This window comes from Paenibacillus tepidiphilus (assembly GCF_008635795.1).
Lineage (GTDB): Bacteria > Bacillota > Bacilli > Paenibacillales > Paenibacillaceae > Paenibacillus_AQ > Paenibacillus_AQ tepidiphilus.
In genome coordinates, this window is record NZ_VWRQ01000016.1 from 56,654 (window position 1) to 81,419 (window position 24,766).

The window sequence follows — 24,766 nt, forward strand, 5'->3', positions numbered from 1 at the left end:
CATGAGTTCCCCGGACTTTGCAAATATTAATGTGTATTTACAGCTAATCCAGGTATTTCAAGGGAATGAAGACGCTTACTGAGCTTTCGCCAATGATTTCTTTACAATATATTCACGTCTAAAGTATGATTGTACGATAATGTTCGCATAGTAAATCTGTGCGGCAGAGCTAAGCAGGAACGCTGAAGGGAGACGTATCGTGAAGATCAATCAGAGCAAAATTGTGGACTGCACCATTCGTGACGGAGGACTTGTAAACAACTGGGATTTCAGTATTGAATTCGTGCAGAAGCTGTATGCCGGTCTGAATGAGGCCGGTATTGATTATATGGAAATCGGCTACAAAAATTCCCCCAAACTGCTGAAAGGCGCAGAAGGGGCTGGTCCATGGCGCTTCCTGAACGATGACTTCCTGCGGAAGGTCATTCCGGAGAAAGGCCATACGAAGCTGTCGGCCCTGGTGGATATCGGACGCGTCGATGAGAATGACATTCTTCCCCGGAGCGAAAGTATGCTCGATCTGATCCGCGTTGCCTGCTACAGCAAGGATGTCGATAAGGCGCTGCAGCTGGTGCAGACCTTCCATGACCGCGGTTATGAAACGACCATCAATATTATGGCGCTCTCCAATGTTATGGAGAATGAACTGCTGGAGGCATTCGATCTGATCCGTGAGAGTGTAGTAGACGTGGTATATATCGTCGATTCCTACGGAAGCCTTGATCATAATGACATCAAATATCTCGTAGACAAATTTAAGACCCATCTGCCGAACAAAAGATTGGGCGTGCATACGCACAACAATCTGCAGCTCGCCTTCTCCAATACATTGGTCGCATCGGAGCTTGGCGTAGAACTGCTGGATGCCTCCTGCTACGGAATGGGACGTGCCGCCGGCAACTGTCCGACTGAACTGCTGGTTACCCATCTGAAGAATACGAAGTATACACTTCGTCCTGTGCTGGATATCCTGGAGCAGCTGATGATTCCCCTGCGGGAGAAGGAAGAGTGGGGATATATCATTCCTTACATGATCACCGGGACGCTGGATGAACATCCGCGGTCGGCAATGGCACTGCGCGCTTCGGCGGAGAAGGATCAGGCCGTGGCCTTTTACGACAAGCTCACCACACCTGAAGTTAACTTTGGTGAAAAATAACCGCCTTCATCGGCAGCCAAGCATCTTCCCCGCTTCGGGGTAAGGTGCTTTTCTTTTATAATGAATTGAATGTAACTTTAAAGAGCGGACAAGCCGATATTTATACATAGGACATAAATATATCCATTCGCTGATATAGATATTATTTTTCGTGTGAGGGACCTATGAGACAAGAAGAGAGAAAGACTATTCATGCGGCAATCATCGGGGCGGCGCTGTTCCTGCTGATTCAGATTTTCCGCACCCCGCTGGGCAATATCCAGAACGAGGAGTTACTGCTTGCGTTATATCTGATTGCGGGCTGCTGCAACATTGCGTTCAGCTTTGCGATTTTTGCCCAGGGCTGGCTGTTCTTTTCCGACAAATTATCCAAAGCCCGATTGTTCACTTCCGCGCTGTTTTTGGGAGTATGTATATTTGACTTCCTGCATACGTTAAGCTTTACCGGAATCTCGTACATCGCTTCTTACATCAATTCCGAGCAATCGCTGTGGGTGCTGACGGTCTCCCGTCTGGCCAGCAGTCTGGGCATTCTGTTTATCTTCAGCAGAGAAGACGAACCGGTATCGGTCAAAGGTAAAAAGAGAGCCATAAGCATTTCCCTGCTGGTGATCACTCTCTTCTTGGCGGTGCTGCTCTTCGGTGAAAATGTGCTGCCCGGCGGCCCGGACTATACGTGGGCAAGTACGTTCAAGCATATTGTCGATATGGCGGTGCTGTTCATCTATCTGCTCAGCGTAGCTATCATCGTGTATCCCGGAAGGATTGAGAAATCGGCATCTCTCTTGATCATTATCCGTGCCTTGATCTTTTTCGCGCTGGGCCAGGTGTTCTTTATGAATCTGTTCAGCGTCGGGGAACTGGACAATCTGCTGGGAATGTTCTGTAGCGGAGTTGCCTATTATCTGATGCTTACCGGGGTGTACCGCCTGACCATTGAGGAACCGTTTCATGAGAGCCGTCTGGCGGAAGCCCGGATCAACTATTTGGCCTATCATGATGATCTGACCGGCCTGCCGAACCGGCGCCGGCTGATGCAGCGTGTCGAAGAGCTGATGGTGCAAGGCGGCGGGAAAGACAAGACAGGCGCGTTCTCGGCGCTGGCGATTATGAATATTAATCATTTCAAGAATATCAATGATTCGCTTGGACATTTTGCCGGAGACGAGCTGCTGCAGCGGGTAGCGCTCCGGATAGGTGAAGAAGTTCAGGCGGGTGAGGAATTATTCAGCATGGGGGCGGATGAGTTCGCGTTCCTGATGACCGGCCGCAGCGGAGCAGAGAGCTGTATGCTCCGGTCCGCGGAGCTGCAGCGCCTGTTCGAATCGCCGGTAAGCCTGGAATCGGGCGAATACCATATCTCGCTCAGTCTGGGAGTAAGCATCTTCCCGGGTGACGGGGAAACGGCAGAGCAGCTCATTCAGAATGCGGATACGGCAGTACATAACGCCAAGGAGCAGGGCGTAGAAATCCGGCGCTACATTCCGGCTATGCAGATGAAAGCGAAGGAAAGACTCAAGCTGGAGAACGATCTGCGGCGGGCGCTGGAACGGGACGAATTCTACCTGGTCTATCAGCCGCAGGTGCAGCTTGCTACGGAAGAGATCGTCGGCATGGAGGCGTTGCTGCGCTGGAATCATCCCAAGCGGGGCCAGGTATCGCCCGTGGAATTCATTCCTGTTGCCGAGGAGAGCGGGCTGATTGTGCCCATCGGGGAATGGGTGCTGCGGACAGCTTGCCGGCAGAACAAGCAGTGGCAGACGGCGGGCTACCGGCCGATCTGTGTCTCAATCAATCTGTCGATGCGCCAGTTCCTGCAGCCGAACCTTTCCGGGAAGATCGCAGCCATTCTTCAGGATATCGGACTGGACCCGCGTTATGTGGATCTGGAGATCACCGAGAGCATGACGCTGGACAAAGAGACAGCTTTTGAGCAGTTGAACCGTCTCAAGGGCCTGGGTGTATTTATCAGCATCGACGATTTCGGTACAGGCTACAGCTCCCTGCATTATCTCAAGAATATGCCGATCGACCGCTTGAAGATTGACCGCTCCTTTGTCGCCGAGGTTATGGAGGACAGCAACAATGCAGCCATTGTCTCGACCATTACCTCTATGGCGCATCACTTGAAGCTGAAGGTAACGGCCGAAGGCGTGGAGAACAAGGAGCAGCTGCAATTTCTGCGCGAGCAGCAGTGTCATGAAGCGCAGGGATATCTGTTCGGCAAACCGCTGCAGGCTGCGGAATTCGAGCGTTCTTTTCTAAAGCAGGTGCTAAGGCTGGGGCTTTGAGAAGCTCGGCGGGTCTGGCGAAGGGTTGATTTTTGGTAAATACGGTGTTAAAATAATTCTTGCTTACAGTTATTATTGTTCATTGCGGGTGTAGTTCAATGGTAGAACTTTAGCCTTCCAAGCTAATAGCGTGGGTTCGATTCCCATCACCCGCTCCATATGTAAATGTTGAAATCCTTGGGCTCAAGGATTTTTTTGCGTTTAGCTAAAAGTCCTTGCTTGGGCAAACACACTGCAGCCGGTTGTGCATACGCTGAAGGGAACTACTAAAACGGAGGCGAGCCAAGGATGAGCTACTACCCGGCTACTTACCATGAGCAGGTTCTGTATCAGGCGGATGCACAGTCCGCGAATTATATCAAGAATATCCGGCATCAAATGCAGCAAATTTGCCACAAGTACAAGAATCAGTATGTCAAGATTGAAACGGTGGACAGTCAGGTAGTGATTGGAAGAATTGTCGGCTGCGAGAAGGGGCTCTTGAAGCTGGCTGTACGGCCGCCGCATGGCGGAGGCCGCGGATTGTTCGGCAGCCCGTCTTGGGGACAGGATGAGATGATCCTTACTCTGGTGCTGTATGAGCTGCTGGTTATCACTCTGCTCTATACCTGACAAGATATAGCCTGCCGTTATCGGCAGGCTATCCCGGATTGTTATTCCCTTGGCCTAGAATGTTGCTAAGACGATGACCAGGAGAATGTAGAGTACAAGAATGACAGTGGTTGAAGTGAAGGCGAACGAAGGATAACATTCACTCATTTCAATTCCTCCTTTGCGAGCTTCTACACTAATGTATGTGTGAATTCGCGGATGGTCAGTGTGTCTGCCTATTTCACTGGCTTGGGCAGATTCAGTATAAAGAACAGGCGGAGCTCCCGTATCACCTGGGGCTCCGCCTGTTTGTTGTGCGGCTGTATTTTGAACTTACACCATCTTCAGGAACTCGACAATCGTCAGCAGTCCCTTGTCGAAATTCTCAAGATTGAAGTGCTCGTCAGGTGCGTGCAGGTTCTCGTCATCCAGACCAAAGCCCATCAATACGACCGGCGCCTGCAGGATGCGCGAGAAGCTTTCCATGATCGGAATCGAACCGCCATCCTTCGTGAAGAGTGCGCGGGTGCCATATACCTTGCCGAAGGCATCGGCCGCCTTTTGCAGCATCGGATCGGTCGGATCACAATTGAAGGCGCGCGCCTTCTCCATCTGCTTCACATGCACTCTTGCGCCAGTCTGAATATTGGCATTCAGATGGGCCTCAATAGCATCCAGCACCTGCTGCGGGTCCTGGTCGCCGACGAGGCGGCAGGTGATCTTGGCATGGGCTTCCTTTGGAATGACCGTCTTGCTGCCTTCCCCCTGGAAGCCGCCGTAGACGCCGTTCAGCTCCAGCGTCGGGCGGGCCCCGACGCGTTCCACGAAGCTATAGCCTTCTTCGCCGTACAGGGAATCCAGGCCAAGCTTCGCTTTGATCTTCTCTTCATCGATGCCCTGCTTGGCGAATTCCTCGCGCAGAAGCGGCGAAAGCTCGGGTACACCCTCATAGAAGCCGTCTACAGACACACGGCCTTTGTCGTCATGCAGCGAGCTGAGCAGAGACACAAGGGCATGCAGTGCGTTCGGCACAGCGCCGCCGTAAGAACCGGAATGCAGGTCGGTGGTAGCGGTAGTTACGCTGACCTCCAGCGAGCAGAGTCCGCGCAGGCCGGTGCAGAGTGCCGGGCGCCCGCGCTCCAGCAGCGCTGTATCGGAGACGAGCACGGCATCCGCCGCCAGCTTGTCCTTATACTGTTCAAGGAAAGCGGGCAGATGCACGCTGCCGATCTCTTCTTCCCCTTCGATGCATAGCTTGACATTCACCGGCAGCGTGCCTTCCTGCTTGAGGATGGCTTCCAGCGCCTTGATATGCATGAAGACCTGGCCTTTGTCGTCCGTAGCGCCACGCGCGTACAGCTTGTCATCACGGATCTCCGGCTCGAATGGAGGCGTGGTCCACAGATTCAGCGGATCTACCGGCTGTACATCATAGTGGCCGTAGACAAGCACAGTCGGCTTGCCGGGGGCATGCAGGTAGTCTGCATAGACCACGGGATGACCCGCAGTTGGGAAAAGCTCGATATTCTCGAGACCGGCGCGCTTCAGCGCGTCCATCAACCAGCCCGCAGCGGAGCGGACATCTTCCTTGTGTGCGGACAGGGCAGAAATACTCGGGATTGCCAGCCATTCCTTCAATTCGTTCAGCTGAGCCTCGCGCTCAGTCTGGAAATAAGTTTCATAAGACATCGTAATATGTACCTCCTTGGAGTGTTGCTCTTGTTCATTATACTGGAGAACACGCTGCGGTTCAAAATAATACCTGTGGGCACTGCAGATGCCGAAAGCAGCCGGAAATACGCGCTATGCTGTACGATTGTTGATTGAGGACGGCGGGGCATGATAGACTTGATGCTTGACAGAGGAATATGCCGCTTGGGGAAAGCGGGTGAATTGGAGCGAATATACGTGTCAACAGATCAATTTATTTACACCTATGCCACTACAGGGGATGAAGCGTCGTTATGCGCGATGGAGCTGCGCTGCTTGTTCGGCCGGGAGATACCGCCCGATATTTTTGCCAGCACACGCAAGGTGGATGCCAGCCGCAGCCCGTTTATCAAGGAACGGATTGACGTAATGTACACCGCCGAAAGCCTGGAGGAAATATACATACAGACTGAACAGATTAATGTGGGCGACAGAACATTCAAGGTCATCTTCGTAAAGACCAATGATCTGCCGCGAGCCGCCAAAATCGAATATGATGAACGCAGAGCCATTGAGCGCGAGATCGGACTGCGCATTGAAGGCGCGGCGGATGTAAAGCGGCCGGAAATCGTATACGGGATTGTGACGCTGGGCGGACGCTGGTACTTCGGAACCTATCACAAGAACGACGCCACCTGGTTCCGCCAGATGCAGAAGCCCCGCAGCTACTCCATTGCGCTTGGCACGCGCGTTGCCCGGGCGGCGGTTAATATGGCTGTTCCCGACCCGCAGGGGGTTAGAGCCATTGATCCCTGCTGCGGCATCGGAACCGTGATGATTGAGGCACTGTCTATGGGCATCGACATCGTTGGGCGGGACATCAATCCCCAGATCGCTACCGGGGCGCGGGCGAACATCGCCCATTTCGGATTTACTGCCGAGGTAACCCTGGGCGATATTGCCGACATCCAGGAGCATTATGATGTGGCGATCGTGGACATGCCTTATAATTTGTATTCCAGCATTACCCCGGAGGAGCAGTTTGCTATTCTTTATCATACCCGCCGGATTGCCGACCGGGTGCTGATTGTGGCGATTGAAGCAGTGGACGAGATGATCCAGAGAGCAGGATTTGAAATAATTGACCGCTGCATAGCCTGGAAGGGCTCATTCTCGCGCCATTTGATGCTGTGCCGATAACATGAACCGGTTTGCCGAATTCAAGGAGGTTGAGCGCTGATGGAACAGAAATGGTTGACCTGGGCCAAGGAGATTCAGGCCATTGCCCAGACGGGGCTCGCGTATGCCAGGGATGTGTACGATATTGAGCGTTATGAGGCGCTGCGCGGGCTAAGCGTGGATATTATGGCCAATTACACCTTTGAGAGCAAAGAGAAGATCCGGCTGGCCTTTGCGGGTGACGACGGCTACTGTACACCGAAGACGGATATCCGCGGCGTGATTTTTCAGGAAAATAAAATTCTGCTGGTGCGTGAAAAGCTCGACGGCAAATGGGCACTGCCCGGCGGCTGGGCCGATATCGGCCTGTCTCCGAGCGAGGTGGCGGTTAAGGAAATAGCCGAGGAGTCAGGCTTTCAAGCGGAGGCCGTGCGTCTGCTTGCGGTACTGGACAAGAAATTTCATCAGCATCCGCCCGAACCGTATCATGTATATAAGATGTTCATCGAGTGCCGGATTGTCGGCGGCAGTGCGGCGGAGGGCGTGGAGACGAGCGGCGTCGCTTTTTTTGCCGAGAATGAACTGCCTGAGCTGTCCGAGGAGCGCAACACGCCGGAGCAGCTGCGGACGATGTTTGAATTCCTGCGGAATCCCGAAAAGCCGGTTATCTTGGACTAGCTTGCGGCATACTATATATGAATTAAGCGGTTTCGTTTTATTTAAGACAAAAATTGGTTAATGATATTTATGAAAGCATTTCCAAACCATGGCCGCTGATCCTGTAGCTCTAATTTAGGGTGAGACGCGCAACTTTTTGGGTCAGGCGGTCTACATTTTTTCCTCTACGCTGACGATAAGAAATTTAGGAGGGGATCGCATGGAACAAGAAGAATTAAGACTTCCGTTGCAGCAGGAGAAGGTCGAACGTCCTGCAGAAGGCAATATCGCCGCCGGATTGGTCTGGGGTATCCTGATCAGCATCCCGCTTTGGATTTCGGTCATCGGCTGGATTATGGGCATTTGGCGTTAATTGGAGCTGCTTCACGCGAACTATATATGGATGATGAGTAAAGGCTGCCTCTTCGGGATGAAGAAGCAGCCTTTTTGGGTATTAGAGAATTTTATCATTTTTGGGAAGCTTTTATTCACTTTGTCCGCGCACATCGACTACCCGGAAAGTCTCGCAGACGACCGGCATGTGCGGGTCGAAGGATCGGCCGTAGGCTTTGTTCTCGCGGGTAAAATACAGCTCGTGGTTATAACGCCACGATTCCAGAGAGCGGTTATCCTCGCCCTCACTGTAAGCGAACTCTGCACTAACCTCGTCAAATGGAACAATGTCGACTCTCACCGTCTCTATAATCGCCCGGGGCACGCCTTCTCCGTCGAGCAGGACCGAATGGCCCCCTGCGAAGGGGACCACCAGCTCCCGTAAGGCGTACAGCTCGTAGTTGGAAGCTGTTCCCGTCTTGGTGCCGGCAAGCACGAGCGCCAGCAGCTCATCTGCGAGCCGCGGGCTGTCGCCGAAGGCCCAGGCACTGTCGTATTTATCCGCCGTGTCCGGATGCTCTTTCACATAACTGTTCCAGTAAGCAGCAATCTCTGCTTGTTTGTCCATTGTAGTCTCTCCTCTTGTCATTTCCCTGCCCAATAATCACAGTGCTTCCGATGCTTCCAGCCATTCGGCATACAGCCGGTCCAGCTCGGCCTGCGCGGTCTCCCGCTCCTGCTGCAGCCCGGCCAGGCGTCCGGCGTCGCTGGCCAGCGACGGCTCCAGCATTGCCGCGTCGATGCCGGCCAGCGCCGTTTCTGCGGCAGCGATGCGCTGCTCCCAGTCTGCGGCGGAGCCTCCCTTGCGGGCAGCAGAGCCTGTGCGCGCCGGGGCCCCTCCGCCGTCAGCGGCGGCCTGACGGGATACGCCCGCCTCTTGAGGGCGGGTGGAGCCGGAGCCGCTGCTGTCCGCAGCCAGGGCCGCTGCTGCAGCCCGCTCGCGCTGCTTCTCTTTGTAATATTCATAGTTGCCGCTAAATACGCTGAACCGGCTGTCCGCCAGGGTCCACAGCTTGCCGAAGCAGCGGTTGATGAAATAACGGTCATGCGACACGGCCAGAACGGTGCCGGGATATTCCTCCAGCGCCTCTTCGAGCGCCTCGCGGGAGTCGATATCCAGATGGTTGGTCGGCTCATCCAGGATCAGCAGGTTCGGGCGGCGGTGCATCAGCACGGCGAACCGCAGGCGGGTCCATTCCCCGCCGGAGAGTGAAGCGATGCTCTTGAACACATCGCCGCCGTAGAAGAGGAAGCGGGCCAGCCGGCCGCGGGCCTCGCCTTCCTCCAGGCCTGCCTGCTCGCGGAAGAAGCGCAGCACGGTGAGGCTGCCGTCCTCCGGCACGGCCTCCTGCGCAAGATAGCCCGGAGCAGTGCGTGAGCCCAGCGTGCAGCTTCCGGTATCCGGCGCCTCCAGGCCGAGGATGATCCGCAGCAGCGTGCTCTTGCCGGCGCCGTTGCCGCCGATCAGCGCGGCGGTCTCGCCGTAGCGCAGCACCCCGCTCGCTTCCGAGAAGAGCGTCCGCCCGCCGTAGGCTTTGCCGACTGCATCGAGAACAAGCGCCTGATTGCCGGAGCGGTCCTCCTGCTTTAGCTGCAGGTCCATCGCTTTGCGCTCCAGCACCGGCCGCTTGACCTTCTCCATCCGGTCCAGCGCCTTCTGCATCGAAGCGGCCCGGCGGTGGAAGGAGGGGTTCGGCGGATTGGAGCGGTTGCCCCATTCAATGAGCCGTTTGATGCTTTCCTGCATCTGTTTGATTTTCTTCTGCTGCTCCTGGTAATCGGCGAACTGCCGCAGCAGCCGGGCTTCCTTCTCGGTCTGATAGCCGCTGTAATTCGTATGATAAGTGACGGCTTCGCCATCTTCGATTTCGATGACCTTGTTCACTACCGCATCAAGGAAATAGCGGTCATGCGAGATGACCAGCACGGTCCCGCTGTAGGTCTGCAGGAACGACTCCAGCCATTCGATGGCTTCCATATCGAGATGATTGGTCGGCTCGTCGAGCAGCAGGATGTCGGGGGCGCGCAGCAGCAGCGCAGCAAGCGCAACCTTGGTCTTCTCGCCGCCCGAGAGCGAAGCGAACCCGCGTCCGAATTGGGCGGGAGGAATGCCGAGGCCGGAGGCTACACGCTGGATGGCAGCTTCGATTTCATAGCCGCCGGCGCGTTCGAACTGCTCCTGCAGGGCGCCGTACTCCCGCAGCTGACGGTTCCAGGCAGCTTCATCCGCTGCCGGATCAAGAGCGGCCATTTCGCTCTCCAGCTCCCGCATCCGCCGCTGCCACCCGAGCGGCTCTGCGAAGCTGCGCTGCAGCACGGCATATACACTCTCGCCGGCATCCGCATCCTGGATCTGTGCGAGCAGTCCGACGGTGCTGCCTTTGCGGATGGCAATTTGGCCCTGATCCGGCTGGTCTTCACCGCTCAGCAGATGCAGCAGCGTGGTCTTGCCGCAGCCGTTGCGGCCGATCAGGCCGATCATCTCGCCTTGGCGGATCTCGAAGGTCACGTCGCTCAGCACCAGCTGGGCGCCGTGGTATTTCTGAATATGCTGGCATGAAATAATCATAGGGATTCTCCTTTTAGAATGCCCTCCGCGCGGCCCGTGCCGGTGAACCGGACACAAAAAGGCCGCAGGGAAATTCCCCGCGGCCTTGATACACTTCAGTCAGGATCTTACATCCGTCCGGGTGCAGGCAGAATAGGCATTTCACAATGTTGTGTTCGTATTGGGTTCATGTAAATGGACAGACTTCTCCCGTTGTTGGCATTTGCATGAACGATGCCGGACATGATATTTACCAGCCGGCTTCCAATACTGTTGGTCACATTGCGATCCATTTCTCCCACACCTCCTCTGCACAAAGTTATTGCTAGTGTACCCAATATTCCGGAATTTAGCAAGAGAGAAAGTAAACGAACTTACCGGAGATACGAATGAGTGAGAAACCGGGCGGCCTTGCTCCGCAGTGGGGAGGGCCACCGGGCGGGTGCCGCTCCCGGTGCCCCGCTATACGGTATAACGCAGGACCAGCCCGCCATATACAAAAGCGGCGACGATCACTAATGCAGGATGCAGCTTAAGCTTTTGCATCGCCACGAATGCGATTGCGGCAATAACCAGCGTCTGAACGATCCCGATGGATTCGGCCGGACTCTTGGCCATCTGAAAGGTCAGTACAGCCATCATAATGGCGATGACCGGCTGCACCAGCAGTGTCATGCCTTTAACTACCGGAGACTGCTTGTATTTCTGCAGCACATTCAGCAGAACGATCAGCGCGGCGGCGGAAGGCAGAACCGTAGCGAGCAGGGCGACAGTAAAGCCGAGCCAGCCCAGAACGTCATAGCCGACATAGGCGGCGATTTTGGTGGCAATCGGTCCGGGTAAGGCGTTGCCCAGTGCCAGCATATTGGAGAACTCTTCATCGTTCAGCCAGCCGTAGTGCGGGACAATTTCCTCATACATCAGCGGGATGGAGGAGGGACCGCCGCCGTAGCCCAGCACATTGGCCATGAAAAAGCCGTAAAGCAGCTCAAGCCATTCCATCAGGCGGTTCCCCCTTTGTTGCGTTTCGCGAGAATACGGTAATGCACAGCGCCGTACCCCAGGAAGAGGACAATCACTATGGCCGGATGGACATGCAGCACTTCCAGCAGCAGCAGTGCGAGCGCAAGGAAGGCAATGCCGGCGGCGATGCCAAGCCCCTTGAACGCTTTCTGGGCAAATTCATAGGCCATAATGCCGAGCATCACGGCGATGACGGGCGAGACGGCGGCAATCATACCGGCGACGACCTTGGAGCCGGCTAAATAGTGAACCGCCGAGAGCAGCAGCAGCATGGCGACGCAGCTCGGCAGGATATGCGCCAGTACGGAGAGCAATGCGCCCTTGACGCCTTTGAGCCGATACCCCAGATAAGCCGCCATCTTGGTGGCAATGGGTCCGGGCAAAGCGTTGGCGATGGCCAGCGTCTCTCCGAATTCTTCGTCGGTCAGCCAGCTGTAGCGGGCGACGGCATCGTGACGGATCAGGGGGATGACCGACGGCCCGCCGCCGTAGCCGAGGATCCCGGTACGGACCATGGACAGGGTTAGCTGTACATAAGGATTGTTTGTGTTCTTCAAGTCGGACCTCCTTTGACTTTACACCATTCTCTTTACTCCATAGGATGGATCAGTTCCCGGTTTTTGAGTCCATTTTATGCATTCTGAAGCCGGGGTACCATACGGGGGGAACCGGCCGGCTTAATCTTTGTGCATGACTCACAAAAATCAGGCGCGTTTTTGCTCATAGCGGCTCCCGCGATTGACAGGGAATTTCCCGGTGCAGTTAAATGGCACTAATCGGATTAAGGGAAGGAGCCATTCGTGTCATGACAAACGGACCGGTAATTGGCACCAAGACAATGGTAGTGAGCCCGCATTATCTGGCCTCGTCGGCCGGGGCCCGGATTCTGGCGGCGGGCGGCAACGCCTTTGATGCGGCGGTGGCCGTCAGCGCCACGCTGGCCGTGGTGTATCCGCATATGACCGGGCTCGGCGGCGATGCGTTCTGGCTGACGTACGACGCGGGGGAAGCGCGCGTACAGGTCTACAACGGCAGCGGACGCTCGGCCTACGCCGTCCGCCGGGACAGCTATGCCGGTGAGGGGGCCATCCCTCACCGGGGCATCCGCAGCGCCATTACCGTGCCGGGAATGGCGGACAGCTGGGCGGCCGTGCTGGAGCGCTACGGCCGCCTGTCTCTGGCGGAGGTGCTGGAGCCGGCGATCGGCTATGCCTCCGGGGGGTTCCCGCTGTCGCCGGACCAGCGCGCCGGCAGCCTCTTGGCCGGCGCGGCGCTGGCGCCTGCGGCGGCAGGGATCTATCTGCCCGGCGGCGCGGTTCCGCAGACCGGGCAGCGGTTCTCTCAGCCGCAGCTGGCCCGCACGCTGCGGCACTTGGCGGAAGGCGGACGCGACGCCTTCTACAAGGGGCCGATTGCGGAGGAGATCAGCCGCTTCATGCTGGCGGAAGGCGGCTATCTGACCCGCGAGGATTTCGAGGACCATCACGGAGAATGGACAGAGCCGGTCTTCACCGATTACCACGGGCTGCGGGTGTACCAGGCGCCGCCCAACTCCCAGGGCTTTGCGGCGCTGATGACGCTGAACCTGCTGGAGCGCTTCGATTTCGCTTCCATTGAACATGGCTCCTATGAATATTATCACCTGCTTACCGAGGCGCTGAAGCTTAGCTTCCGCGACCGCGACCGTGTGCTGAGCGATCCCGATTTCACAGCAGTGCCGCTGGAGCGGCTGCTGGATAAGGCTTACGCCGCCGAATTGGCGGCAGCCATATCGCCCGCAAGCGCTGCCGTGCTGGGGAGTGAGCCGGTGGGCCGGGACACTGCCTATGCTGCGGTGGTCGACGGAGACGGCAACGCGGTCTCCTTCATCCAGAGCCTGTATTTCGAATTTGGATCAGGTGTTGTTGCCGGGGATACAGGGATTCTGCTGCAGAACAGAGGCTCGTTCTTCTCCCTCGATCCCGGGCATGTCAATACTCTGGAGCCGCATAAGCGCACCTTCCACACGCTCATGCCGGCGATGGCCTGCCGGGATGGTAAGCCCGTCTATTTGTATGGTACCCAGGGCGGGGAAGGGCAGCCTCAGACACAGACACTGCTGCTGACCCGGATGCTGCATTACGGCATGGACCCGCAGAGGGCGGTCAGCGAGCCGCGGTTCGTCTGGGGGCGGACCTGGGGCGAACCGACGCAGGAGCTGAAGGTAGAGCGCCGGGCCGGGCGGCAGGTCCTGACGGCGCTGGCGGAAGCGGGACATCTGGTCCGGCCTGTCCGGGCCTACGACGGCATTATGGGGCATGCCCATGCCATTGCCATCGGCAGGGACGGCACGGTCAGCGGCGGAACCGATCCGCGCTGCGACGGTGCGGCGATCGGATGGTGATCACCATGTGCGGGGCGGATAAGGGCCGTCAAAGAGAGGGAGGAAGACAGGATGGACACTTACAATAGATATGGTGCTTACATGGCTCCTGATTTGCAGGTTCCTGCGGCGGGAAGCGGGGAACTGGATGGGCTAACCTTTGCGGTCAAGGATGTGTTCGCCGTCGCGGGACACGCATCCTCCGCCGGGAATCCCGACTGGCTGCGCAGCCATGCGCCGGCACGGGAGCATGCGGCGGCGGTGGCCCGGCTGCTGCAGGCCGGGGCAGCCTTGCGGGGGGCGACCCATACCGACGAGCTGATGTACAGCCTGGGCGGCGAGAATATCCACTACGGCACACCGGTCAATCCGCGTGCGGAGGGACATATTCCGGGCGGCTCCTCCAGCGGCTCGGCGGTGGCGGTGGCCGCCGGTCTTGCCGACTTCGCACTGGGCACCGATACGGGCGGCTCGGTCCGCGTGCCTTCGGCCTACTGCGGCGTTTACGGCTTTCGTCCGACACATGGCTCCGTAGCCTTGGACGGCGTTATTCCGCTCGCGCCCGGCTTTGATACGGTCGGCTGGATGGCGGGTAACGCAGAGCTGCTGCTGCGGGTGGGCCGCGTGCTGCTGGAGCATAGGGACTCAGGCCGGATACCCGGCGAGGGCGGCGATAGCCTGTCGCCGGAGATAGATACGTTATATATCGCGGACGAGGCCTGGTCCTTGCTGAAGCCGGAGATTGCCGGCTGCCTGGAGCCCGGCCTGCGGAAGCTGCAGGGCGGAGCGGGACGGTCCGTGGAAACATCCGTCGCCCCGGAAGGGCTGCGGGCCTGGATGGATACGTTCCGCGAGCTGCAGGGCGCAGAAATCTGGGCCACTCACGGGGCCTGGATTACCCGGGAGCGGCCGGTCTTCGGGCCGGATATTGCCGCCCGCCTGGCATGGGCGGAAAGCCTGGCGGCGCAGGACCATAGCAGGGCGCAGGCCATGCGCTCAGACATTGCCCTGCGTCTTAAGCGGCTGCTGGGCCCCGGCTGCTTCCTGGTCATTCCCACCGTTCCGGGCGCCGCGCCGCGCCGGGGCGGCGATCTGGAGCAGCTGGAACGCGACCGCAGCGGCGCGATGATGCTCAGCTGCATCGCCGGCCTGGCTGGGTTGCCCCAGGTAACCCTGCCGGTGGGCGGCCCTGCCGGACATCCGCTGGGCTTGTCTGTTATTGCCGGACCCGGTGAGGATCTGCGGCTGCTCACCTGGGTGGCCCGAATGCGGATGTAGCGGCCGGGCCAAAGCCCCCTGTACTTCACAGTCATATGTGGAATACAGGGGGTTATTTGGGTTTGGACAGAACGCTCTTTTACCGAATAATTCGCCAGAGTCAACCGGTTTGCAGCGGTTGAAATACGGTAAAGTTAATTTTTTGTGACTTATGTAATGTTTGATCACATGATACGGCGATTTTTCCACATCCCCCTTCCCAATACCGTTCATTTTAACTATAATGTTACATAAAGTAACATATGGTTCGAGCTAACTATATAAATATGTATATAAAGGGGGGCGGCTCATGCATCTTACCGTGGAAGAAGCGCTGTCGATTTATCCGCTGTCCGAGGCCAGGCTGATTGCCGGCTCCAAGGGGAAGCACCGGATCGTCAAATCGATCAATGTGATGGATGCCCCGGATATTTCGGATTGGATCAAAGAAGGGGAAATGCTGCTGACGACTGCTTACTTGATCAAGGATAACCTGGAGGGTGCCTCTGATCTGCTCCGCAAGCTGGACCGGCGGGGCTCCGCCGCACTGGGGATCAAGCTGGGCCGCTTCTGGGATGCGGTGCCGGAGCAGTTGGTCGCCGAGGCGGAGACGCTGAATTTTCCACTGATCGAGCTGCCCTTTGAATTCACGTTCTCCGACCAGATGAACGGCTTGTTCCGTGCCGAACTGACGCGTAGCACCAGCATGCTTCAGAGCATGCTGGAGAAGCAGCGCAAGCTGATGCGCTTCGCCCTCCGTTCCGGCCACAGCCGCCCGCTGTTCGAGGCGGTCTCCGAAGTGATCGGCTGTAAGCTGGCGGTAATCAGCACCCGCGGGGATGTCATCTATAACAACACGGAGTATTCCGGCGGCGAGCTGCTGGAAGGATGGCCGTGGCAGAACCGGAATCAGCGTGTCCGCTGCGGGAATAAGACGGGCTACCGGATTCCGCTGCTCCAGGGCGAGAAGTGTTCGGGCTACTTGCTGTACAGCTCTATTGATCCTATGCTGCTCCCTGTAGAGGAAAGTCTGTTCGTCCAGGGGGCTGAACTGATTTCTTATCATATTCATGCCGGATTTGAGGATTATTTCGAGCATGCCGGACAGCGGGAATTCAGTTCCTTGCTGCGGCGCTGCCTTAGCGGAGGAATCACCTGCGGAGAATTGGCCCAGGCCGCGCAGCGGCTGGAGATTCCGCTGCTCCGTTCGCCGTTCCTCGTCATGCTGACCGACACGGCGGCAAGCGGAGAGGCGCGGCAGGCAGAGCTGCTGCGGATCAAGGAAGAGCTGCTGGAGGCGCCGGAGCTAGGCGGTCTGCAGGCCGTGCATATTCTTATGGAAGAGGGGCTGCTGTCGCTGTATCCGGCAGGGACGCCCGGGCCGGAGAGGTTCGGCGATATTGTCGGCCGCTGCTTTGAACGTTTGCAACTGGATAAGGGCTGCTACCCCAGAGCGGCGGTCAGCGGCGTTAAGGCGAGAGCCGAGGGCCTGAAAGAGGCTTTTGGCGAAGTGAAGGAGTGTATGGCCCTGACCCGGCGCCGGAAGGGCTGCGGGCAGGTGGTGCATTATCGGCAGCTTGAGCTCCATCTGATGCTGGAGCAGATTCCGCCGGAGACGATGGAGAAATACTGCAATGGCATGCTGCGCGGACTGCTCAGCCGGGAGCCGGAGTATGTCCGGGAGATGCTGCACACGCTGGAGGTCTATTTGCAGAATGACGGCCATGTCAATGAAACTGCCAAAAAATTGTTCATCCACCGCAATACCGCAACTTACCGGATTGAGAAGCTCAGCGAGCTGCTGGAGGTCGACTTCAAGAAAATCGATGATCTCATGCGGCTGAAGCTGGTATTTATCTTCCGCGGCATGCTGGAGCGCGAATAAATAATATTCGAGGCTTTGTGCGGAAGGGAGACAGCGAGAATAAGGAGGGGAGCTTCATGAGTACACAGGATATTGTGCGGCATGTCTATGAGAACGGGGCTCCCGCCGTACTGGCAACGCTGATAGCGGCGAAAGGGCATTCCTACCGCAAACCGGGTGCGGCTATGCTCTTCTACCCGGGAGGTCGACTGGGCAGTCTGAGTCCGGGTTGCCTGGAAAGCGATCTGGAGCTGCGTACGGAGGAAATATGGGAGAGCGGATTACCGGTGTTGATTGAATATGATATGACTTCGCCCGATGATTTCTCCTGGGGCGAAGCGGTGGGCTGCGGAGGTACGATCACGGTGGTGCTTGAGCCGGTTCAAGGAGAATTGCGGCGGCTGCTGCAGGATATCCATATGCGCTTGGAGCAGGGAGCCAGCCTGACGCTCAGCCGCGAAGCCGCAGGCGGTAAGGGATACGACTATAGGCTTGAGCCATTCAAGGGAGATAAGCTGCAGAGCGGTACGTGGGGACCGGTGGGACCGGCTGAATGCGCGCAGGCACCCGGAGCGGCGGAAGCGGCAGAATGGCCGTCCTTGGCTGCACCGCTTGTGCCGTTCCGCACCCATTTCGTTCCAAAGCCGCGGCTGATTCTGTTCGGCGGCGGACTGGATGCGCTGCCGGTGGCGGAGCTGGCGCAAAGCGGCGGCTTCCGCCTTGCGGTCGCCGACTGGCGCGAGGGAAGTCCGCTGCTCAGGCATTTGCCGGACGCTGAACAGGTGGTCTGCCCGCCGCAGGAAGCAGCGGCCCGCCTGCGTATCACTCCGGCGGATTATGTACTGATTCTCAGCCACCAGACGCAGCGGGACCGCCAGTTCCTGCTGGACGTGCTGTCCGCTGAGCCGCGGTATATCGGGATTATTGGCTCCAAGGCGCGCATAACGCAGCTGCTCGAAGGCATAGACCGTCCGGCCTCGCTGCATGCTCCGGTCGGTCTGCCGATTGGAGCGGAGGGGCCGGAGGAGATTGCCGTCAGCATTGTCGCCGAGTTAATTCAAATCAAACGTGCAACATCCCTGAAGCTGCCGAAAGGAGTGGAGTCTGATGAAGATAGCCGGCATATATCTGGCCGCCGGTCAGAGCAGGCGCATGGGCGTCTCCAAAGTGTCGCTGAAGCTCTCGGAGGAGGTCGCGCTCGGGAGCGTCGCGCTCAGTGAGCTGGAACGCTGCGCGCTTGCCCCGCTCATTGTTGTAGTCCGGGCCGACGACAATCTGGCTTGGCTGCCGCCGGTAGCGGCAGGCGGCTCCAGACGTACAGAGACCTGTCTTACGGCCCATTTGGGGCTGTCCTTTTCACTGCGCTGCGGTCTTAATGCCATCCTGCCCCTGCAGCCGGATGCCGTGGTTGTGGCGCTGGCCGATCAGCCTTTTATCAGCAGGCATATGGTGAATCGTCTGATAGACACGTATAAACGGAGTCCGGAGCTTGACTATGTGGCGAGTGCCAATGAAGGCGTGGCCATGCCGCCGGCGCTCTTTTCCCGCTCGATGTTCACTGCGCTGCAGGAGCTGAACGGGGACCAGGGCGCAGCAATCCTTCTGCGTTCAGGTGAATATAAAGGAACTGTGCTGGAGGCAGATTCGGCCCGCAGCTTCATGGACGCCGATACGTTTACGGAGTTCAGGGCGATCAGCCGCGAGTGGAGCCTGCGCCGCAGTGAAAAAAGTTAACATTAATAAACAAATTACAAATTAATGTTAGGAATTATCCCTTATTTTAAGCTTAATTTTAGGCGTTCTAGTGCACTAGGCACAAAAAACCCGAACCTTCTTAGGAACTGGCACAAAGCTATGTTATATAAATTTACGTCAGCACTGTGTCTCAGTATAGTATAGATAATCATGGTCCAGCCATGATAAAGAGATTTCCTGGAGGAGGAGAATTATGAAAAAAAGGGGTCAGGCATTTTCGTTCAGCTTTGTAGTTATGTTTCTGCTGGCGGTAGTTCTGGCAGGCTGCGGCAGCAACAACGCGGCTAACAACTCCGCAGCCAATGCGACAGAAGCACCGGCAACGGGGAACGCAGCGGCAGCGACGGAACCGGCGGCATCGGCCGAACCGGCAGCGGAAGCGCCTAAGGTTGCTTTCGTCTACATCGGGCCTCCGGGCGACGGCGGTTATACTTATCAGCATGATCAGGGCCGTCTGTACATGGAACAGGAGCTGGGTATCAAAGCGGATTTTGTGGAGAACGTTCCGGAAAGCGCCGATGCCGAACGGATCATCACCGAGCTTGCCCAATCGCATGATATCGTGTTTGCAACAAGTTTCGGATATATGGATTTCACTTTAAATGTGGCGCAGAAGTTTCCGAATGTGAAGTTCCTGCATGCTTCCGGCTACAAAACAGCGGAGAACATGGGAACCTATTTCGGCAAAAACTATCAGGCCAGCTATCTTTCCGGGATTGCGGCGGGCAAGATGACCACGAAGAACCATCTGGGGTATGTCGGCGCCTTCCCGATCAGTGAAGTTATTTATAACCTCAATGCCTTTACACTGGGAGCGCAAAGCGTCAATCCGGACATCAAGGTCGATGTGGTCTGGACGAACACCTGGTACGATCCGGCTACCGAGCGCCAGGCGGCAATCAGCTTGCTGGATAAGGGCGCAGACGTACTGCTGGCCTATCAGGATTCTCCGGCAACGCTGGAAGCGGCCAAGGAACGCGGCGCATTCGCGGGCGGCAATGACTCCGATATGAGCAAATACGCTCCGGACAATTATCTGACCAATCCGGTATGGAACTGGGGCCCTTACTACGTGAAGGCCGTTAAATCGGTGATGGACGGCACATGGAAGAGCGAGCAGTATTCCGGTGATATGGCGGACGGCATGGTTGCTCTGGCGCCGTTCGGCAACAAGGTGCCGGAGGATGTAAGACAGCTGGTGGAAGACGCCAAAGCGAAGATTATCAGCGGGGATTTAAATGTATTCACCGGTCCGATCTCCGACAACCAGGGCAATGTCGTGGTGCAGGAAGGCCAGACGCTGACGCTTGAAGAGGTGCTTTCGATGAACTGGCTGGCTAAAGGCGTAGAAGGCACTATTCCTAAGTAACAGGTTATCGTTCAGAACATTCAGCCGATTACTATTGATCCAATATACAGCCATTGTCTATGGGTGGGGTGGGTTCCGGGCGGAATCTTCCCCACCCGTACTACAAGTATAAGGAAAGGAGCGTCCCATCATGCAGAACCATTCAGTTGAAATGCGCGGGATTGTGAAGAGATTTGGTTCGGTAACAGCCAGCGATCAAGTCGATTTTTCGGCAAATGCGGGTGAGATTCACGCGCTGCTTGGTGAGAACGGAGCAGGAAAAAGCACTGTCATGAGCATGCTGTCGGGTGTATACCGGGCGGATGAGGGGGAGATTCTCATTCACGGCCAGACAGCCAAAATCCGCTCTCCGAAGGATGCGGCCATGCTTGGCGTCGGAATGGTCTTCCAGAACTTCCGGCTGGTGCAGACTCTCACGGCAGCGGAGAACATCGTGCTTGGCGAAAAGTCGTCTTTCTGGCGGGGCAGCAAATGGATTAAAAACAAACATGCTGAAATCGAGGCGCTGGGCGAGCGGTTCGGGCTGCATGTTCCGGTGGACCGGCCGATCTGGCAGCTATCCGTCGGTGAGCAGCAGCGTGTGGAGATCGTCAAGACGCTGTACCGCGGCGCCGATATCATCATTCTTGACGAGCCGACCTCGGTGCTGACGCCGGGGGAAGTGGAGCAGCTCTTTGAAACGCTGCGGGTGATGAAGAAGGCAGGCAAGACGGTCATTATGACCACGCATAAAATGAAGGAAGTGATGGCTTCCTCAGACCGTATATCCGTCATGCGCAAAGGGAAGATGATTGCCACGCTGGACACGGCCAAGACGGGCGAGCTGGAGCTGGCCCGCCTGATGGTCGGCCGTGAGGTAATCATCACCCGCCAGGAACGGGAAGCGGTCCAGGGTAAGCCGCTGCTCACCGTTAACCATTTGGAAGTGACCGCCGACCATGGGCGCAAGGCGCTGGAAGGCCTGTCGCTGAGTGTGCGCGCCGGAGAGATTGTCGGCATTGCCGGCGTGGCCGGCAATGGTCAGAAGGAGCTGGCCGAAGTTCTTACCGGGCTTAGAGCCTGGAAGAGCGGCGAGATTGTCTTTGACGGCAAGCCGGTCAAGACCGCTTCGGTCCGCGGCGCAATCGACGCCGGCATCTCCCATGTGCCTGAGAACCGCATGAAGAGCGGCCTGGCCGGACGGCTCGGCTCGGTAGACAATCTGCTGTTCAAGTCTTACCGCAGCAGCGAGCATTCCCGGTTCGGCATTCTGAAAGCCGCCAAGAACCGTTCCTGGTCGCAGGAGCTGGTGCAGCGCTTCAATGTCAAGACGCCGGAGCTCGATACGCCGGTGCAGCAGCTCTCGGGCGGCAATCAGCAGAAGCTGCTGTTCGCCCGTGAGGTCAGCCATCGGCCAAAGCTGATGGTAGCCGTTCATCCGACGCAGGGACTTGATGTCGGCGCCACCGCCGGTGTCCACGAGCTGCTGATGGAGCTGCGCGGATCGGGCAGCGGGGTGCTGCTGATTTCGGAGGATCTGGATGAGCTGCTGCAGCTGTCCGACCGGATTCTGGTCATTTACGGCGGTTCCATTATCGGGGAGACCGATCATGAGCATGCCGACAGGGAAGAAATCGGGCTGATGATGGCCGGAATCAGGCATAGAGAGGAAAATGCAGTATGAGCCCCAAGAATATGAGCAGCAGCGCCGTGCTGGAATCCACCGCTGTACCGGATAAATCCGGAAAACGTTTCTCCCTGCGGCTGGAGTATGACTCCAGCCGGAACCGGTCGCCATGGTGGTCCCCGGTCCTGTCAGTTATCCTGGCGCTCCTCCTGTGCGCCGTGTTTATCGCCGCCAACGGGATGAACCCGGTCACAGTCTACGAGAAGATGTTCCGCGGAGCCTTCGGTACCTCCTACGGGTTCACGGAAACGCTCGTCAAAGCCATTCCGCTGCTCCTGTGCGGACTCGGCATCGCCGTGGCCTACCGGATTTCCGTCTGGAATATCGGCGCCGAAGGCCAATTGACCGTCGGAGCGATGGCGGCTACGGCGGTGACGATCTATTTTCCTGATCTGCCGTCGTTCTGGGCAATCTCGCTGATGCTGGTGTTCGGAATAGCTGCCGGTGCGCTTTGGGGACTCATGACCGCCATTCCGCGCACGCATTTCGGCGTCAACGAGCTGATAACGTCCCTGATGCTGAATTATGTGGCGCTGCTGGCGCTGGACTACGTGGTGTTCGGCCCCTGGAAAGATCCGCAGGGCTTCAATTTCCCGGGCTCGCCGATGTTCACGGCGGCGCAGTCGCTGCCTGTGCTGGGAACGACACGGCTCCATATCGGTCTTGTTTTCGGTCTGGTTGCCGTACTGATTTATTTTCTGCTCATCAAGTTCACCCGCTGGGGCTACGAGCTGCGTCTGATCGGTGCGAACCCGAACGCAGCCAAATACGCGGGGATTCATATCAAACGCCACATTATTATCGTCATGCTGATCAGCGGCGGGCTGGCCGGAATTGCCGGAATGGCGGAGGTGTCCGGGGTCACGCACAAGCTGATGCAGGGGATATCTCCGGGCTACGGCTACACTGCAATTATCGTTGCCTGGCTTGCCAAGCTGAATCCGCTCGGACTGATTGTCACCTCCGTTCTTTTCGGGGGCCTCATCGTCGGCGGCTACAGCGTGCAGACCATCGGCTTGCCTTCGTCCATCTCGGAGCTGCTGCAGGGGGCAATTCTGTTCTTCCTGATTGCGGGCGAAATGATTCACCGGTTCCGCATCCGGCGGAGCGCATAGCAAGCTTCGTCTTGCGGAAGGGAGTTTAACTTATGGATTTCACTACACAGTTATTGATTGCCGCGATCTCCGCCGGAACCCCGCTGCTGCTGGCTACCTTGGGCGGTATCCTCAATGAACGGGCAGGCATTATCCAGCTAGGCGCGGAAGGGCTGATGCTCATGGGCGCCGTTACGACCTGCATCGTATATATCCGCAGCGGCAGCCTGCTGCTTGCCCTGCTGGCCACATTGGCCGTCACCGCGCTGCTCGGCATCATTCATTCGTTTCTTACCGTCACCCTCCGCGCCAACCAGACCATGTCCGGGCTGGCGATGACGCTGTTCGGCAGCGGACTGAGCGCCTACCTGGGCAAATCCATCAGCGGCCTGCCGCTTCCGGGCACCTCGCCGAAGCTGGATCTGGGCTGGGTGAAATCGATCCCGGTGATCGGGGATATTTTCGGCAGGCTCGATGTTCTGACCTGGTTCAGCCTGCTGCTTGTGGCGGCGCTGCATCTGCTGATCCACCATACCTCATGGGGACTGCATTTGAAGGCGGTCGGAGACAATCCTGCCACTGCCGACGTTATGGGCATCCGCGTCCAGATGATCCGCTACAGCTATGTGACCGCAGGTGCCGCATTGATCGGCCTTGCCGGAGCCGATATGGTGCTGGCCTATGCACCGACCTGGAATGAAGGCCTGACTGCCGGCCGGGGGTGGATCGCCGTCGGGCTGGTGATCTTCGCCAGATGGAATCCGCTGCGCGCTTTGTTCTGCGCCTATTTCTTCGGAGCGCTGGACTCGCTCGGCTTCCGGATTCAGCTGCTGGGCAGCGCGATTCCGCCGTACTTTCTCAAGATGATTCCATATATCGTAACCATTCTGGTGCTGATGTATCTCGGGTACCGCAACCGCAACAAGCCTTCGGGCACGCCGGAATCGCTGGGTACGCCGTATATCCGCGAGCAGCGGTTCTGACACATGAGAGGAGCTGAGACTTGTGGGAGCTTTACAGGATGAGCCGTTATTCTCACCGGCGCTGCGCCAGCCCCGGAGTCTCCGCGAGGCCTGGGAGCTGAAGTCCGCCTGCGCTGAGCAAGCGGTCTATGTCTCCGGAGGAACTCTGCTGAGGACGCAGTGGGAGGCCGGAACAGCCGCAGTGCCGCAGGTGCTGATCGACCTGCGGAACATCGCGGGGATGGAAGATGTCACCCGGGATGATGACTATCTCACTATAGGTTCGCTGGTTACGCTGACTGCCTGCCGCCGCAGCGGGGCCCTGGCCTCTGCCGGCCCGGCTGCGGCGGAAGCCGCACGGCAGATTGCCGCACCGGCGGTGCGCAATCTCGCAACGCTGGGCGGCAACATCGCTTCCGGCTACGGCGATATTCTGCCGGCGCTGCTGGTGCACGATGCGGAGCTTGCCGTCTATGACGGCAACCTGCTGAGAGTGCAGCCTGTGGAAGCGTGGCTGGAGCGGCGCTGGAGCGGGGCTATACCGCCGGCGGAGCTTGTCGCCGGCGTAAGGCTGCCGCTGGATCAGGGCAGCGGCGGCTCCCGTCTGGCGGTCTTCCGCAAGGTAGGCCGCCGGGAGGCCTTTACGGCATCGCTGGTCACCATAGCGGTGACGGCGGATTGGGATGCCGCCGCCCGGACACTGCGGCGGGTGCGGCTTGCGGCCGGTGGCGGCTCCGGCCGCCCGCAGCGCCTGGCCGCCGCCGAAGCGCTGCTGGAGGGCGCAGAGCTGTCGCGCAGCCTGCTGGGCGCCGTCTATGAGGCGGTGGAGCACGGTTTTGCCAGCTATGACGATCCGTTCGCGGGCGAGCAATACAAGAAGAAAACAGCCGGAAATCTGATCGTTTCCGAGCTGTGGCAGACGCTGGAGCTGAAGGCCCGGTCATAA

21 protein-coding genes and 1 tRNA gene are annotated in these 24,766 nt (G+C 57.8%); 17 read left to right on the forward strand and 5 right to left on the reverse strand.

Annotated elements, in window-relative coordinates; translation table 11 throughout:
• Positions 1 to 199: 199 nt before the first annotated feature.
• The 4 genes from F1379_RS19785 (at position 200) to F1379_RS19800 (ending at position 4,062) form a co-directional block, all read left to right on the forward strand.
• Positions 200 to 1,159, forward strand: coding sequence for an aldolase catalytic domain-containing protein (locus F1379_RS19785; protein ID WP_203457140.1), 960 nt, complete (start codon positions 200 to 202; stop codon positions 1,157 to 1,159).
• A gap of 164 nt (positions 1,160 to 1,323) precedes the next feature.
• Complete coding sequence (locus F1379_RS19790) at positions 1,324 to 3,450, forward strand: putative bifunctional diguanylate cyclase/phosphodiesterase (protein ID WP_150273028.1); 2,127 nt, start codon at positions 1,324 to 1,326, stop codon at positions 3,448 to 3,450.
• Positions 3,451 to 3,534: 84 nt separating this feature from the next.
• A tRNA-Gly gene (locus F1379_RS19795) sits at positions 3,535 to 3,608 on the forward strand.
• Positions 3,609 to 3,738: 130 nt separating this feature from the next.
• On the forward strand, positions 3,739 to 4,062 hold the full coding sequence (locus F1379_RS19800) for a hypothetical protein (RefSeq protein ID WP_150273030.1): 324 nt from the start codon (positions 3,739 to 3,741) through the stop codon (positions 4,060 to 4,062).
• A 312-nt stretch (positions 4,063 to 4,374) separates the two neighbouring features.
• Here the strand turns inward: F1379_RS19800 and F1379_RS19805 are convergent, their stop codons facing one another.
• Positions 4,375 to 5,730, reverse strand: coding sequence for a dipeptidase (locus tag F1379_RS19805; RefSeq protein WP_150273032.1), 1,356 nt, complete (start codon positions 5,728 to 5,730; stop codon positions 4,375 to 4,377).
• Positions 5,731 to 5,892: 162 nt separating this feature from the next.
• Between F1379_RS19805 and F1379_RS19810 the strand changes: the two genes are divergently transcribed.
• The 3 genes from F1379_RS19810 to F1379_RS30050 all read left to right on the forward strand — a co-directional run bounded on the left by F1379_RS19810 (position 5,893) and on the right by F1379_RS30050 (position 7,900).
• Positions 5,893 to 6,891, forward strand: coding sequence for a TRM11 family SAM-dependent methyltransferase (locus F1379_RS19810; protein ID WP_150273174.1), 999 nt, complete (start codon positions 5,893 to 5,895; stop codon positions 6,889 to 6,891).
• A gap of 39 nt (positions 6,892 to 6,930) precedes the next feature.
• Complete coding sequence (locus F1379_RS19815) at positions 6,931 to 7,548, forward strand: NUDIX hydrolase (protein ID WP_150273034.1); 618 nt, start codon at positions 6,931 to 6,933, stop codon at positions 7,546 to 7,548.
• Positions 7,549 to 7,747: 199 nt separating this feature from the next.
• A complete protein-coding gene (locus tag F1379_RS30050) occupies positions 7,748 to 7,900 on the forward strand; it encodes a hypothetical protein (RefSeq protein WP_203457141.1) in 153 nt (50 codons plus the stop codon).
• 111 nt (positions 7,901 to 8,011) lie between these two features.
• On the opposite strand, the gene F1379_RS19820 is transcribed toward F1379_RS30050, so the two are convergent.
• From F1379_RS19820 to F1379_RS19835, 4 genes are all read right to left on the reverse strand, one after another.
• Positions 8,012 to 8,488 carry an ASCH domain-containing protein gene (locus F1379_RS19820; RefSeq protein ID WP_150273036.1) on the reverse strand — a complete coding sequence of 159 codons (477 nt, stop codon included), beginning with the start codon at positions 8,486 to 8,488 and terminating at the stop codon, positions 8,012 to 8,014.
• Positions 8,489 to 8,524: 36 nt separating this feature from the next.
• Positions 8,525 to 10,489, reverse strand: a complete 1,965-nt coding sequence (abc-f, locus tag F1379_RS19825; RefSeq protein ID WP_150273038.1) for a ribosomal protection-like ABC-F family protein — start codon at positions 10,487 to 10,489, stop codon at positions 8,525 to 8,527.
• Between the two features lie 441 nt (positions 10,490 to 10,930).
• On the reverse strand, positions 10,931 to 11,470 hold the full coding sequence (locus F1379_RS19830) for a chromate efflux transporter ChrA (RefSeq protein WP_150273040.1): 540 nt from the start codon (positions 11,468 to 11,470) through the stop codon (positions 10,931 to 10,933).
• A complete protein-coding gene (locus tag F1379_RS19835) occupies positions 11,470 to 12,048 on the reverse strand; it encodes a chromate efflux transporter ChrB (RefSeq protein WP_275262600.1) in 579 nt (192 codons plus the stop codon). Before F1379_RS19835 ends, F1379_RS19830 begins: the two co-directional genes overlap by 1 nt.
• A 248-nt stretch (positions 12,049 to 12,296) precedes the next feature.
• On the opposite strand from F1379_RS19835, the gene ggt reads away from it, so the two are divergent.
• From ggt to F1379_RS19885, 10 genes are all read left to right on the forward strand, one after another.
• Positions 12,297 to 13,874, forward strand: a complete 1,578-nt coding sequence (gene ggt, locus F1379_RS19840) for a gamma-glutamyltransferase (RefSeq protein WP_150273042.1) — start codon at positions 12,297 to 12,299, stop codon at positions 13,872 to 13,874.
• A 51-nt stretch (positions 13,875 to 13,925) separates the two neighbouring features.
• Entirely contained in the window at positions 13,926 to 15,131 is a 1,206-nt protein-coding gene (locus tag F1379_RS19845; protein WP_150273044.1) for an amidase, read from the forward strand.
• Positions 15,132 to 15,420: 289 nt separating this feature from the next.
• On the forward strand, positions 15,421 to 16,995 hold the full coding sequence (locus F1379_RS19850; RefSeq protein ID WP_150273046.1) for a PucR family transcriptional regulator: 1,575 nt from the start codon (positions 15,421 to 15,423) through the stop codon (positions 16,993 to 16,995).
• A gap of 56 nt (positions 16,996 to 17,051) precedes the next feature.
• Entirely contained in the window at positions 17,052 to 18,194 is a 1,143-nt protein-coding gene (locus F1379_RS19855; protein WP_150273048.1) for an XdhC family protein, read from the forward strand.
• Positions 18,082 to 18,708 carry an NTP transferase domain-containing protein gene (locus F1379_RS19860; RefSeq protein WP_150273050.1) on the forward strand — a complete coding sequence of 209 codons (627 nt, stop codon included), beginning with the start codon at positions 18,082 to 18,084 and terminating at the stop codon, positions 18,706 to 18,708. Before F1379_RS19855 ends, F1379_RS19860 begins: the two co-directional genes overlap by 113 nt.
• A gap of 214 nt (positions 18,709 to 18,922) precedes the next feature.
• Entirely contained in the window at positions 18,923 to 20,098 is a 1,176-nt protein-coding gene (locus F1379_RS19865) for a BMP family ABC transporter substrate-binding protein (protein WP_150273053.1), read from the forward strand.
• Between the two features lie 130 nt (positions 20,099 to 20,228).
• On the forward strand, positions 20,229 to 21,761 hold the full coding sequence (locus F1379_RS19870; RefSeq protein WP_150273055.1) for an ABC transporter ATP-binding protein: 1,533 nt from the start codon (positions 20,229 to 20,231) through the stop codon (positions 21,759 to 21,761).
• On the forward strand, positions 21,758 to 22,879 hold the full coding sequence (locus F1379_RS19875; protein WP_150273057.1) for an ABC transporter permease: 1,122 nt from the start codon (positions 21,758 to 21,760) through the stop codon (positions 22,877 to 22,879). The genes F1379_RS19870 and F1379_RS19875 overlap by 4 nt, the downstream gene beginning before the upstream one ends.
• Positions 22,880 to 22,911: 32 nt before the next feature.
• Positions 22,912 to 23,841, forward strand: a complete 930-nt coding sequence (locus F1379_RS19880; RefSeq protein WP_150273059.1) for an ABC transporter permease — start codon at positions 22,912 to 22,914, stop codon at positions 23,839 to 23,841.
• Between the two features lie 22 nt (positions 23,842 to 23,863).
• Complete coding sequence (locus F1379_RS19885) at positions 23,864 to 24,766, forward strand: FAD binding domain-containing protein (RefSeq protein ID WP_150273061.1); 903 nt, start codon at positions 23,864 to 23,866, stop codon at positions 24,764 to 24,766.